Here is a 12,026-nt window from a genome sequence, read left to right as displayed (position 1 = left end):
TCGGGCCCGTAATCTCCACCGAATCTGTACGACCCGATTACGGCCGGCCGGTCACCCCGCCGTCACCCCCGCCGATGCAGCCGGTCCCCACCCGCGAGAATCGCCCCCGCCAACGCGTCCGCCGCCCCCTGGGCGGACGCCCGCCGCCGCCCGTGCACCACCACGAAGTCCACCACCCCCAGCTCAGGCAGCCCCACCCGCTCCGGCACCCGCACCAGCCCCGGCGGCACCATCCCCCGGGAGTGAGCCATCACCCCCAGCCCGGCCCGCGCCGCGGCGATCAGCCCGTTCAGACTCCCGCTGGTGCACGCGATCCGCCAGGCCCGCCCCTGCCGCTCCAGCGCCTCCAGCGCCAGCGCCCGAGTGATCCCCGGCGGCGGATAGACGATCAGCGGCACCGGCCGCTCCGCGTCCAGCCGCAGCCGCTCCGCCCCGATCCACACCAGCTTGTCGTGCCAGACCAGTTCCCCCCGCGGATCCTCCGCCCGCCGCTTGGCCAGCACCAGGTCCAGCTTCCCCGCGGCCAGTTGCTCGTGCAGTGTCCCGGACAGCTCGACCGTCAGCTCCAGGTCGACCTCGGGATGGTCGTGGCGGAACGCCTCCAGGATCTCCGGCAGCCGGGTGAGCACGAAGTCCTCGGACGCCCCGAAGCGGAGCCGCCCGCGCAACCGGGTCCCGGTGAAGAACGCCGACGCCTGCTCCTGCACCTCCAGCATCCGGCGCGCGAACCCGAGCATCGCCTCGCCGTCCTCGGTCAGCTCCACGGAATGCGTGTCCCGGGTGAACAGCTGCCGTCCCGTCGCGTCCTCCAGCCGCCGCACGTGCTGGCTCACCGTGGACTGCCGCAGACCGAGCCGCCGCGCGGCCTGCGTGAAACTCAGCGTCTGGGACACCGCGAGGAAGGTACGCAGGTGGCAGAGGTCGTACATACGGCCACGGTAACCGCTTATCGCCAAACGTGATGGCAGTCAGAGCGGTATGACGGATTCCCGATCAAGCGACCGGGGAGCAGGATGGGGAGGGCACGAGTCCGCCCCGGACGACGGGACGGACGTACAGCGAGGTAGTGGAGCACAGTGAAACGCCTGCGACGGCCGAGCCGGATGCCGATCGACCCCTACATCCTGCTGCTGCTCGGGACGGTGGGCCTCGCCGCGCTCCTCCCGGCCAGGGGCACCGGCGCCGACGTCGCCTCGGGCGCCTCCACGGCCGCGATCGCCTTCCTCTTCTTCCTCTACGGCACCCGGCTCTCGACCCGCGAGGCCGTGGAGGGCTTCAAGCACTGGCGGCTGCACACCACCGTGCTGGCCTGCACCTTCGTGGTCTTCCCGGTGCTGGGCCTGGCCGCCCGCGGGCTCGTCCCGGTACTGCTCACGCACCCCCTCTACCAGGGGCTGCTGTTCCTCACCCTCGTCCCGTCGACCGTCCAGTCGTCGATCGCGTTCACCTCGATGGCACGAGGCAACGTGCCCGCCGCGATCTGCGCGGGCTCCTTCTCCTCGCTCGCCGGCATCGTCATCACCCCGCTCCTCGCGGCGGCACTCCTCGGCGGCAACGCGGGCGGCTTCTCCGCCGACTCCCTCCTCAAGATCGTGCTGCAGCTCCTCGTGCCGTTCCTGGCGGGGCAGGTGCTGCGGCGCTGGATCGGCGGGTTCGTCACCCGGCACAAGAAGGTCCTCGGCTACGTCGACCGCGCCTCGATCCTCCTCGTCGTCTACACGGCGTTCAGCGAGGGCATGGTCCAGGGCATCTGGCACCAGGTCAGCGCGGTCCGCCTGGCCGGACTGCTGGCCGTCGAGGCCGTCCTCCTCGCGGTGATGCTCGCGCTGACCTGGTACGGCGGCAAGGCGCTGCGCTTCGACCGGGAGGACCGGATCGCCATCCAGTTCGCCGGCTCGAAGAAGTCCCTCGCCTCCGGACTGCCCATGGCCAGCGTCCTGTTCGGCGCACACGCCTCCCTCGCCGTGCTGCCGCTGATGCTCTTCCACCAGATGCAGCTGATGGTGTGCGCGGTCATCGCCAAGCGCCGCTCCCGCGATCCGCTCCCCGAGGCGGCCGGTACGGCCGGCCCGACCGCTGGGTCACGAGCGGCGGTCGGTACGGCCACACGATCCGGCTGAGGTTCCGCCGGACTCCGCCCGGGACGTCAGTGGCCGCCGCTCACGCGGTCCAACGGCAGCCACAGCACGGTGCCCGCGGCAGAGGGATGCCGCGCGGCGAGCTCGTCGTCCGTCACCAGCCGGTCCCAGACGTGGACGTCGTCGATCGACCCGGTGAAGTACTGCAGGCTGTCCACGCGTTGACCGATGTGCACACCGAACGGCGAGTTGCGGCTCACGGAGCCCACGACGTCCGCGGTGCTCACCGCCGTCCCGTCGACGGACAGCGTCAACTGCCCGCCGCCGCGCCGCAGTACGGCCTGGTGCCACTGGCCGTCGTTGTAGGCGCCGGCGGTCACCACGGAGGTGGTGCGGACGGTCGTTGAGCCGTCCCGGGTCGTGATCAGCGCCCGGACGTGGTTGCCCGCGGGCTCACCGCGCAGCCACACCTGCGGCTCGCTGGTGCCGACCCCGCCCATCCACAGGAACGGCTGGTCGCCGGTCGTGGCGGTGTAGCGGAACCAGAGCGACACCGTGAAGTCCTTCGTCCCCAGCGGGAGCCGGTCGCTGTACGGCAGCCGCACGGCGTCGTCGACCCCGTCGAAGGACAGGGCGCCGCCGGACACGCCGTCGGTCTCCTGGGCGCCGCCGAGGACCGCCGCGCGGTGCGCGTGCGGGGCGAGGTCGGCGGTCGTCGGGTCGGGGCCCCGGCGCGGTTGCAGCCAGGCCTCGTTGAAGCGGGCGAAGCGGATCTCGTCGGTCGCGGTCACGGCGCCGCCCTCGTAGAGCAGGCCCACCGTGTCGCCGTCGATGCGCGCCATGTCGGAGTAGCCCGACCAGTCCTTCGTCACGACCGTGCCGCGGTCCACGCTGTCCCAGGTGCGACCGCCGTCGTAGGAGGAGCGGATCATCATCGTGCGGCGACGGTCGGGGTCGGCGTCGCAGGCCAGCAGGATGCGGGCGCCGGCGCCGAGGGTCGAGCACTGGACCTGCGGGGCGTACAGGTCCGGGAGCGCGTGGAACGGCGCGGTGAAGCTGTCGCCGCCGTCGCGGCTGACGGTCTGGGTGCGCTGCCCGAGGTCGGTGCCGTCCTGTTCGCGGCCGCTCACCAGGATCGACCCGTCGGTGCGCTCGGTCAGCGTCACCTCGGACGGTTTCTGCCGCCAGGTGCCGTCGGCCGCGATCGGGTACGAGTCGGTCGCGCCGATCCTCCAGTGGTCGCCGCCGTCGTCGCTCACGATCAGTGCCGCGTTGTTCGCGGTGACCCGACTCCCGTCCCACGTCTCGGTGTTGACGCCGAACACGAGCCGTCCCCTGTGCCGGCCACGGGTGAGCTGGATGCCGTGGACGGGGCCCGTGGCGTACCAGGAGTTCCAGTTCGGGGGCAGGATCTCGTCGCTCAGGTCGCGCGGCTGCGACCAGGTCAGGCCGTCGTCGTCGCTGTACTGGAGGTGGGGGGTGCGGTCGCAGGGGACCGAGCAACTGGCGCTGTCCGTACGACCCGTGTTGTACGTCTCGGCGATCAGGATGCGGCCGGTCCCGCGGTCGACGATCGGGGCGGGGTTGCCGTGCGTGTCGCCGCCGCCGTGGTTGACGACCCGCAAGGGGCTCCAGGTGAGGCCGTCGTCCGTGGAGCGCTTGACGACGATGTCGATGTCGGCGGCGTCACCGCAGTTGAGGACCCGGCCCTCGGAGAACGCGAGCAGGGTGCCCGCGTCGGTCCGCACGATCGCGGGGATCCGGAAGCAGGCGTAGCCCGGGTCCTGGGAGGCCTTGAAGAGGACCTGCTGGTCGAACTCGGGTGCGGGGGCGGCGGTTTGGGCGGTGGTGGCGTGCGCGTGGCTCGGGAGCATGAGCAGCGCGGCCAGGGTGAGTACGGCGGTGAGGGCCGATCTCAGACGTGCGCGAGGACTCGACGGCATGGTGCTTCCTGCCCTTCATTCATCTGGACATCCGGACATCCCACGTCCAACGGGCGCGTCACAGACGTTAGTTGCGGCCTCCGGCGCCTCACAAGAAGCGTGCAGCGCTCGTCACCCGACAACTCCGCTGGGCGGGACGCATGGTGAGGGAGCGTCGGATGGGGCGGTCTTCTCAGGGGCGCAGCACGACCTTGCCGAGATTGCTCCGCGACTCGATCACCCGGTGCGCCTCCGACGCCTCCGTGAGCGCGAACTCCCGGTGCACGGCCGGTTTCAGGGCCCCGTCGGCGAACAGCCGCCACACCTCCTGCCGCCACCGCTTGTACAGCTCCGGCTTCCCGCGCGCCGTCCGCGCCATCTGGAACCCGATCACCGCCTTCGCGCCCACGAGCAGGTCGTACGCCCGGATCGTCCCGCCGCCCGAGCTGTACGCCACGAGCCGGCCGCCCGGGGCGAGCGCCGCGACCGCCGGGGTGAGCAACTCACCGCCCACCGCGTCGAGTACGTAGTCGACGCCGTCGCCCGACTCGGGCCCGCCCAGCCGGTCGTAGGTGATCACCTCGTCGGCGCCCAGCGCCCCCACGAAGTCCGCCTTCGCGGGGCCGGACACCGCGCCGACGACCCGTCCGGCACTGCGCGCCCGCGCCAACTGCACGGCGAGATGGCCGACTCCGCTCGCCGCCGCCGTGATCAGCGCGGCCTCGCCGGGCTCGGGGCGGGCCGCGTCCAGCGCCCCCAGGGCCACCAGCCCGCTGCGGACGAGCGCGACCGCGTCGACGGCGGAGGCCGTGTCCGGCACGGGGGAGGCCATCGCCTCGTGCAGGACCGCGAAGTCGGCGTACCCGTGCCCGAAGCACAGCCCCGTCACCCGCGCGCCCGCCCGGAACCGGGTCACCCCCTGTCCTGCGGCGGCCACCTCGCCCGCGATCTCGCCGCCCAGCGGGATCGGCTCGGCGGCCTCGGCGACCTTGCGGACGACGGGCAGGGTGACCCCGATCGCCTCGGTACGGACGAGGAGTTCACCCGGGCCCGGCACGGGGACGGGAGCCTCCTCCAGGAACAGCGGGCCGCCGGTGGACTCGTACCGGACGCGACGCATCGCACCTCCGGGGATCGGCGGGAATCGGCAGAGATCCCCGAAAACCGTTGGGAGTCCCCATGGTATTCACGATTTCATTGGGAAGTCCAATGGCTTTTCGCTAGGCTGCCCGCATGGCCGAAGCACCCCTCCTCGCGATCCGCTCCCTCCCCAGCTGGCTCCTCGGCCGGGCCGCCGCGCGCGGCCGGGCGCTGGTCGCCGACGCGCTGGCCGCCGAAGGACTGAAGATGTGGCACCACGTGGTGCTCTCCGCCGTCCGCGACCTCGGCCCCGTCGCCCAGGCCGACCTCGGCCGCAGCGTCGGGCTCGACGCCAAGGACCTGGTCGGCGTCCTGAACGACCTCCAGTCCGCGGGCTCGGTCGTACGGGAGCCGGACGCGAAGGACCGCCGCAAGAACGCGGTGTCGCTCACCCCGGCGGGCGCACGCCTGCTCAAACGCTGCGAGAAGGCCGCGCACACCGCCAACGAGGAACTCCTCGCCCCGCTGTCGGAGGCCGAACGCGCCCGGTTCACGGCCCTGTTGACCCGGATCTCCGGTACGGACGGCTGACCGCCGACGGCGCCGCCTCCGGTACGGGGCGGCCGTCCCCGTCAGACGAGGAGCGTGCCGCCGTCCACGACCACCGTCGAACCGGTGCTGTAGCCGCCGCGCATCAGATACAGGTACGCCTCCGCGACGTCCGCCGGCTCACCGATCCGCCCGACCGGCAGCGAACCCGCGACGGACGCGAACAGCCCGTCCCGCTGCTCGGCGCCCAGCTCCCGCCACAGCTCGGTGCGGACCACACCGGGCGCGACCACGTTGACCCGCAGCGGGGCCAGCTCCAGGGCCAGCGCACGGGTCAGCGACTCCATCGCCCCGCACAGGGCGGACGCTACCGCCGTGCCGGGGAGCGGCCTGCGCCCCGCGGTACCCGTCGTCAGGACCACGGAACCGCCCTCCCGGATCGAGGAGGCGCCGTACTTCACCGCCGCACAGGCGCCCCACAACCGGGTGTCCAGAAAGGCGCGGGCCCGCCCGAGATCGGACTCCGCGAGACCCTCCATCAGCAGCGCCTCACCGGCCGTGTAGACGAGATGGTCGTAGCCGCCGAGCCCCGCGAAGAACTCCCGTACGGCGTTCTCGTCGCCCGCGTCGAGCACCCGGCCCTCCGCGTCCTCGGGCAGCCGCTCCAGCGCCGCGTCCACGCTCTCCTGCCGGCGCGAGGCGACCACGACCCGGGCGCCCTCCCGTCCGGCCGCCTCCGCGACCGCGAGTCCGATGCCCGCCGTACCGCCGATGACGACGATCCGCTGTCCTCGCAGTGCCATGTCCTGCCCCTTCCGTGTCGCTGTCACGCGGTCCAGCCTGCGGCCGGGGCCGCGCCGCCGTCCAAGACCTCTTCCGGCGGTGGCGATACCCTGAAGGCATCGCCGACGGCGCGGGAAGGGCGGCACCCATGGACCTCGACCTGCGGAAGGTCCGCTACTTCGTGGCGGTCGCCGAACTGCTGCACTTCGGGCGCGCGGCCGAGCGGCTGCACATCGCGCAGCCGGTGCTGAGCCGTCAGATCCGCTCCCTGGAGAAGGACTTGGACGCCCCGCTGTTCGAACGCGACAGCCACGGCGTGTCGTTGACCACGGCCGGACACCAACTCCTCGACAACGGACGTGCGTTGCTCGCCTCGGCGGACGCCACGCGCCGCAGAGTGCGACGGTCCGCACGCGGCCCGCACCGGCTCGTCGTCGGCTTCCGGGCCGGCATCGTGCTCACCCGCACACTGCGCGCCTACGGCGCCGCCCACCCCGGCATCGAGGTCAGGGCCCGCCGGGTCGAGTGGGACGACCAGGAGCGGCTGATCCTCGACGGCACCGTCGACCTCGCCTATCTGCGCCGCCCGATCCGCGAGGACGGCCTCACGCTGCTGCCGCTGTTCACCGAGACCCGGGTGGCGATGCTGCCCGGCGACCACCGCCTCGCGGGCAAACCGGACCTCGTGCGGGCCGACCTCGACGGCGAGACCTGGCTGCGGTACGCGGACCCGGGCCCGGACGACGTACCGATCCGCAGCATCGAGGAGAAGTTCGAGGCGGTCGCCTCCGGCGCAGGCATCACGCTGGTTCCCGTCTCCGTGGCCGAGCAGTACTCGCGCCCCGACATCACCTACGTGCCCGTCACCGACGCGGAACCCGACCAGGTGGTCCTGGCGTGGGAGGCGGCCCGGCGCTCGGCCCTGATCGAGGGGTTCGTGCAGAGCGTGCGGGGTGCGCGGGACTGAGGGACGCCGGACCTCGCGGGGGCTCGGCGAGGCCGGTGTGCGCCGCGGGGCCGAGCCCGGGCCGACGTGCGCTGCGGGGCCGAGGCGGGGCCCCTGCGGCGCAGGGGGCGCTCCCCGCCGGTCGGGGCCCCGCCGCCGTGCCGCGGGGCGCGGGCCTCAGCCCTGGGTGGCCGCGGCCTGCAAGGCGATGCGGTCCTCGCCCGCGTACACGTTCATGTTGCTGCCGCGCAGGAAGCCCACCAGGGTCAGGCCGGTCTCCGCCGCCAGGTCCACGGCGAGCGACGAGGGCGCCGACACCGCCGCCAGCACCGGGATGCCGGCCATCACGGCCTTCTGCGCCAGCTCGAACGAGGCCCGGCCCGACACCAGCAGGATCACCCGGGACAGCGGCAGGTCCCCGTTCTGCAGGGCGCGGCCCACCAGCTTGTCGACCGCGTTGTGCCGGCCCACGTCCTCCCGTATGTCCAGCAGTTCGCCCGCCTCGCTGAACAGGGCCGCGGCGTGCAGACCCCCGGTCCGGTCGAAGACCCGCTGGGCCTCGCGGAGCCGGTCGGGGAGGCTCGCGAGCAGCGCGGGTTCCACCCGGACCGGGGGAGTGTCGGCGATGGGCCAGCGCGCCGTCGTACGGACCGCGTCCAGGCTGGCCTTGCCGCACAGGCCGCACGAGGACGTCGTGTACACGTTGCGTTCCAGCGTGATGTCCGGGACGACGACATCGGGGGAGGTCCGTACGTCCACCACGTTGTACGAGTTCGAGCCGTCCACGGTCGCCCCCGCGCAGTAGACGATGTTCTGCAGATCGTATGCGTTCGCCAGTACACCTTCGCTGACCAGGAACCCGGCCGCGAGCGCGAAGTCGTCGCCCGGAGTGCGCATGGTGATCGCGAGCGGCTTGCCGTTGAGGCGGATCTCCAGCGGTTCCTCGGCGACCAGCGTGTCCGGGCGGCTGGAGACCGCGCCCTCGCGGATCCGGATCACCTTGCGTCGTTCCGTGACTCGTCCCATGTCCTGATCAGCCCCGGTTCTGTACGTACTGGTGGCCGGAACGGCCCTTGTCGCGGAGGCGGCCGCGGCCCACCGGGCGGTCGAGCGCGGAGGCGGCCCTCGCCGTCCCATTGTCCTGCACGCGCCCTCCCGCCGGTGCGGCGCGGTTCCTCACGCGGCGCTCCGCAGCGCGAGGAGGTCCGAGATGGCGTGCACGGTGCGCAGGGTGGGGACCTCCACACCGGTGATCTCCGCCAGCTCGACCACGGCCGCGAGAAGCACGTCGAGTTCGAGCGGCTTGCCGCGTTCCAGGTCCTGGAGCGTCGAGGTGCGGTGATCGCCGACCCGCTCCGCGCCCGCGAGCCGGCGTTCGATTGAGACACCGACCTCGCAGCCCAGGGCCTCGGCGACGGACAGCGTCTCGGCCATCATCGTCTCGATGACCTTGCGGGTGCCGCCGTGCAGACACATCTGCCGCATGGTGGCGCGGGACAGCGCGCTGATCGGGTTGAAGGAGATGTTGCCGAGCAGCTTGAGCCAGATGTCGTTGCGCAGCTCCGGCTCGACCGGGCACTTCAGGCCACCGGCCTGCATCGCCTCGCTCAGCGCCAGACAGCGCGCCGAGACGCTCCGGTCGGGTTCGCCGATCGAGAACCGGGTGCCTTCGAGATGCCGGACGACTCCCGGTCCCGCCAGCTCGGTCGCCGCGTAGACGACACAGCCGACGGCCCGCTCGGGCGCGAGCACCGCACTGACCGCGCCGTCCGGGTCCACGCTCTGGACGCGCTGCCCGTCGTAGGGGCCGCCGTGCGCGTGGAAGTACCACCAGGGGATGCCGTTCTGGGCGGCGACGACCGCCGTGGTCCCGTGCAGCAGGGGCTCGATCAGCGGCCCGCACGCCGCGTACGAGTTGGCCTTCAGACCGAGGACGACGAAGTCGACCGGGCCGATCTCGGCCGGGTCGTCGGTGGCGTGGACGCGGACCGTGAAGTCACCGCGCGGGCTGAGCACTTGGACACCGTGCTGCCTCATGGCCGCGAGATGCGGTCCACGGGCGACGAGATGCACATCGGCGCCCGCGCGATGGAGCGCGGCACCGACATAGGCGCCGATCGCGCCGGCACCGAGGACTGCGACTTTCACCGGAGACTCTCCGTTCGGTCGAGGGAGTACCGCGGAGGTGGCTGTCGTCGTGTCCGGGACCGGGCGGAGCCGGAGGCGAACACTGTCGACGAAATATTGTCTACAGTATGGAAGATGGAGCGGCAAGGGTTCCGGCAGGGACTGGAACGAGGGAAAGCGCGCAAGGGCCGACCCCGCCCCGCGCTAGCGTCGGTTCCATGATCGTATGGCTCAACGGCACCCACGGCGCGGGCAAGACGACGACCGGCCCGCTCGTGCAGCAACTGCTCCCGGACTCACGGGTGTTCGATGCCGAGAAGGTCGGCGAGACACTCATGGACATCACGCCGGGACTCCCCGCGACGGACAACTTCCAGCACTGGCCGCCCTGGCGCCCGCTCGTCGTCGAGACCGCCCGCCACGTCCTCGACTACACCGGCGGCACACTGGTGATCCCCATGACGGTCCTGGTCGAGCGGTACTGGCGCGAGATCAGCACGGGCCTCGCCCGACACGCCATCCCCGTACGGCACTTCGTCCTGCACGCCGACCAGGACACGCTCCGCGCCCGCATCGCGGGCGACGCCGTTCTCGGCCCCGACTCGCCCTTCAGGCTCCGGCACCTGGAGCCCTACGCCGAGGCGGCCCGCACCTGGCTGCACCGGGAGGCGGAGGTCGTCGACACCACGCACCTCACCCCTGCCGAGGCCGCCCGGCGGATCGCGGAGTCCGTACGGGGCTGAGGGCCGCGCCGCGCGCGGGAAGCGGCGCGAGAACAGGCGCCGGGGGAGAGCGGGTTCAGGTGCGTGCACCGGTCTCCGTACCGGTCTCCGTACCGGTTTCCGCGCCGGTGCGGGAGCGGGCGAGGGATCCCGGCGGCGACCGTTCGGCGCAGTCTGCATACCGCTCATCGCATACGGTCGACGCGCCGCCTTCTCAACTCCCGTGCCGCTCCCTACCGTCCGGGATCATGAGTCCCCCCGTCGCACCCCGGGCGTGGAGCCGCTGGCTGGTTCCACCCGCCGCCCTCTCCATACATCTCTCCATCGGCCAGGCCTACGCCTGGAGCGTGTTCAAGCCACCGCTCGAGTCCTCGCTGAACCTCAGCGGCACCCAGAGCGCGCTGCCCTTCCAGCTCGCGATCGTGATGCTCGGTCTGTCGGCCGCGTTCGGCGGCACCCTCGTCGAGCGCAACGGGCCACGCTGGGCGATGACCGTCGCCCTGGTCTGCTTCTCCTCCGGCTTCCTGATCTCCGCACTGGGCGCGGAGACGAAGCAGTTCTGGCTGATCGTCCTCGGCTACGGCTTCGTCGGCGGGATCGGCCTCGGCATCGGCTACATCTCGCCGGTCTCCACCCTGATCAAGTGGTTCCCCGACCGGCCCGGCATGGCCACCGGCATCGCCATCATGGGCTTCGGCGGCGGCGCGCTCATCGCGTCCCCGTGGTCGGCCCAGATGCTGAAGTCGTTCGGCTCCGACAACACCGGCATCGCCCAGTCGTTCCTCGTACTCGGTCTTTCGTATGCGGTCTTCATGACGCTCGGCGTCCTGCTCGTGCGGGTGCCGCGCACCGAGAAGCCCGTCGCGGACGCGCCCAGCGTCCTCTCGGGCGTCCAGGTCTCGGCCAACACCGCCGTACGCACACCGCAGTTCTGGTGCCTGTGGGTCGTCCTGTGCATGAACGTGACCGCGGGCATCGGCATCCTGGAGAAGGCCGCCCCGATGATCACGGACTTCTTCGCGGACACCTCCACCCCTGTCTCCGCCTCGGCCGCCGCCGGCTTCGTCGCGCTGCTCTCCGCGGCCAACATGGCGGGCCGCATCGGCTGGTCGACCACCTCCGACCTCATCGGCCGCAAGAACATCTACCGCGTCTACCTCGGCGTCGGCGCGGTCATGTACGCGCTCATCGCACTGTTCGGCGACTCCTCGAAGCCGCTGTTCGTCCTGTGCGCGCTGGTCATCCTCTCCTTCTACGGCGGCGGCTTCGCGACCGTACCCGCGTACCTGAAGGATCTCTTCGGGACCTACCAGGTCGGCGCGATCCACGGCCGGCTGCTCACCGCCTGGTCCCTGGCCGGTGTCCTCGGACCGCTGATCGTCAACTGGATCGCCGACCACCAGAAGGACGCGGGCAAACACGGCGCGTCCCTCTACGACACCTCCTTCCTCATCATGATCGGGCTGCTCGTCGTCGGCTTCGTCGCCAACGAACTCGTCCGGCCCGTCGACGCCCGCCACCACGTCCCCGCCCCGAGGGAGGCCGCAGATGTCGAACGACAGCAGTCAGAGTCCGCCTGACCGCAGGCCGCTCATCGCCTTCGCCTGGCTCTGGGTGGGCGCCCCGCTCGTGTACGGCCTGTACGAACTCGTCCTCAAGGCGAAGCAGCTGTTCACCGGCTGAATGTTCGGGCGACACCGACCGTCACAGGACGGATGACGGAAGCCGACAACCCGGACGGCAGTTTCCTGTGGCATCACCTGCCGCCGTACCCGCGAGTCACTGGCAACACTGGTGGATCCCGCTACCCAAGGCAACG

The 12,026-nt window shown here is 71.8% G+C and carries 12 protein-coding genes; 6 read left to right on the top strand and 6 right to left on the bottom strand.

The window, feature by feature from the left end; translation table 11 throughout:
* Positions 1-62: 62 nt before the first annotated feature.
* A complete protein-coding gene (locus ACIPTO_RS02095) occupies positions 63-929 on the bottom strand; it encodes a LysR substrate-binding domain-containing protein (protein ID WP_401188665.1) in 867 nt (288 codons plus the stop codon).
* Positions 930-1,103: 174 nt separating this feature from the next.
* On the opposite strand from ACIPTO_RS02095, the gene ACIPTO_RS02090 reads away from it, so the two are divergent.
* Positions 1,104-2,120, top strand: a complete 1,017-nt coding sequence (locus ACIPTO_RS02090) for a bile acid:sodium symporter family protein (protein WP_401189672.1) — start codon at positions 1,104-1,106, stop codon at positions 2,118-2,120.
* 26 nt (positions 2,121-2,146) lie between these two features.
* On the opposite strand, the gene ACIPTO_RS02085 is transcribed toward ACIPTO_RS02090, so the two are convergent.
* On the bottom strand, positions 2,147-4,021 hold the full coding sequence (locus ACIPTO_RS02085; RefSeq protein WP_401188662.1) for an exo-alpha-sialidase: 1,875 nt from the start codon (positions 4,019-4,021) through the stop codon (positions 2,147-2,149).
* 172 nt (positions 4,022-4,193) lie between these two features.
* Positions 4,194-5,120, bottom strand: coding sequence for a zinc-binding alcohol dehydrogenase family protein (locus ACIPTO_RS02080; protein WP_401188659.1), 927 nt, complete (start codon positions 5,118-5,120; stop codon positions 4,194-4,196).
* 113 nt (positions 5,121-5,233) lie between these two features.
* Between ACIPTO_RS02080 and ACIPTO_RS02075 the strand changes: the two genes are divergently transcribed.
* On the top strand, positions 5,234-5,671 hold the full coding sequence (locus ACIPTO_RS02075; protein ID WP_401188656.1) for a MarR family winged helix-turn-helix transcriptional regulator: 438 nt from the start codon (positions 5,234-5,236) through the stop codon (positions 5,669-5,671).
* 41 nt (positions 5,672-5,712) lie between these two features.
* On the opposite strand, the gene ACIPTO_RS02070 is transcribed toward ACIPTO_RS02075, so the two are convergent.
* Positions 5,713-6,432 (bottom strand): SDR family oxidoreductase, encoded by a 720-nt coding sequence (locus tag ACIPTO_RS02070; protein WP_401188654.1) that lies wholly within the window; start codon positions 6,430-6,432, stop codon positions 5,713-5,715.
* A 128-nt stretch (positions 6,433-6,560) separates the two neighbouring features.
* Between ACIPTO_RS02070 and ACIPTO_RS02065 the strand changes: the two genes are divergently transcribed.
* Positions 6,561-7,379 carry a LysR family transcriptional regulator gene (locus ACIPTO_RS02065; protein WP_401188651.1) on the top strand — a complete coding sequence of 273 codons (819 nt, stop codon included), beginning with the start codon at positions 6,561-6,563 and terminating at the stop codon, positions 7,377-7,379.
* Between the two features lie 156 nt (positions 7,380-7,535).
* Here ACIPTO_RS02065 and fdhD read toward each other — a convergent pair whose 3' ends face one another.
* Positions 7,536-8,384 carry a formate dehydrogenase accessory sulfurtransferase FdhD gene (gene fdhD / locus ACIPTO_RS02060; RefSeq protein WP_366311476.1) on the bottom strand — a complete coding sequence of 283 codons (849 nt, stop codon included), beginning with the start codon at positions 8,382-8,384 and terminating at the stop codon, positions 7,536-7,538.
* Between the two features lie 150 nt (positions 8,385-8,534).
* A complete protein-coding gene (locus tag ACIPTO_RS02055; RefSeq protein WP_401188648.1) occupies positions 8,535-9,506 on the bottom strand; it encodes a 2-dehydropantoate 2-reductase in 972 nt (323 codons plus the stop codon).
* Between the two features lie 197 nt (positions 9,507-9,703).
* Between ACIPTO_RS02055 and ACIPTO_RS02050 the strand changes: the two genes are divergently transcribed.
* The 3 genes from ACIPTO_RS02050 to ACIPTO_RS02040 all read left to right on the top strand — a co-directional run bounded on the left by ACIPTO_RS02050 (position 9,704) and on the right by ACIPTO_RS02040 (position 11,890).
* Positions 9,704-10,228: an ATP-binding protein gene (locus tag ACIPTO_RS02050; protein WP_401188645.1), complete on the top strand. Its 525-nt coding sequence runs from the start codon at positions 9,704-9,706 to the stop codon at positions 10,226-10,228.
* A gap of 227 nt (positions 10,229-10,455) precedes the next feature.
* Positions 10,456-11,787, top strand: a complete 1,332-nt coding sequence (locus ACIPTO_RS02045; protein WP_401188643.1) for an OFA family MFS transporter — start codon at positions 10,456-10,458, stop codon at positions 11,785-11,787.
* On the top strand, positions 11,756-11,890 hold the full coding sequence (locus tag ACIPTO_RS02040) for a hypothetical protein (RefSeq protein WP_019065011.1): 135 nt from the start codon (positions 11,756-11,758) through the stop codon (positions 11,888-11,890). Before ACIPTO_RS02045 ends, ACIPTO_RS02040 begins: the two co-directional genes overlap by 32 nt.
* Positions 11,891-12,026 lie beyond the last annotated feature (136 nt).

This window comes from Streptomyces sp. NPDC090083 (genome assembly GCF_044747445.1).
In the GTDB taxonomy this organism is placed as follows: domain Bacteria; phylum Actinomycetota; class Actinomycetes; order Streptomycetales; family Streptomycetaceae; genus Streptomyces.
The sequence above is the reverse complement of the archived record's forward strand: the minus strand, read 5'-3'. Positions and strand labels throughout refer to the sequence as shown.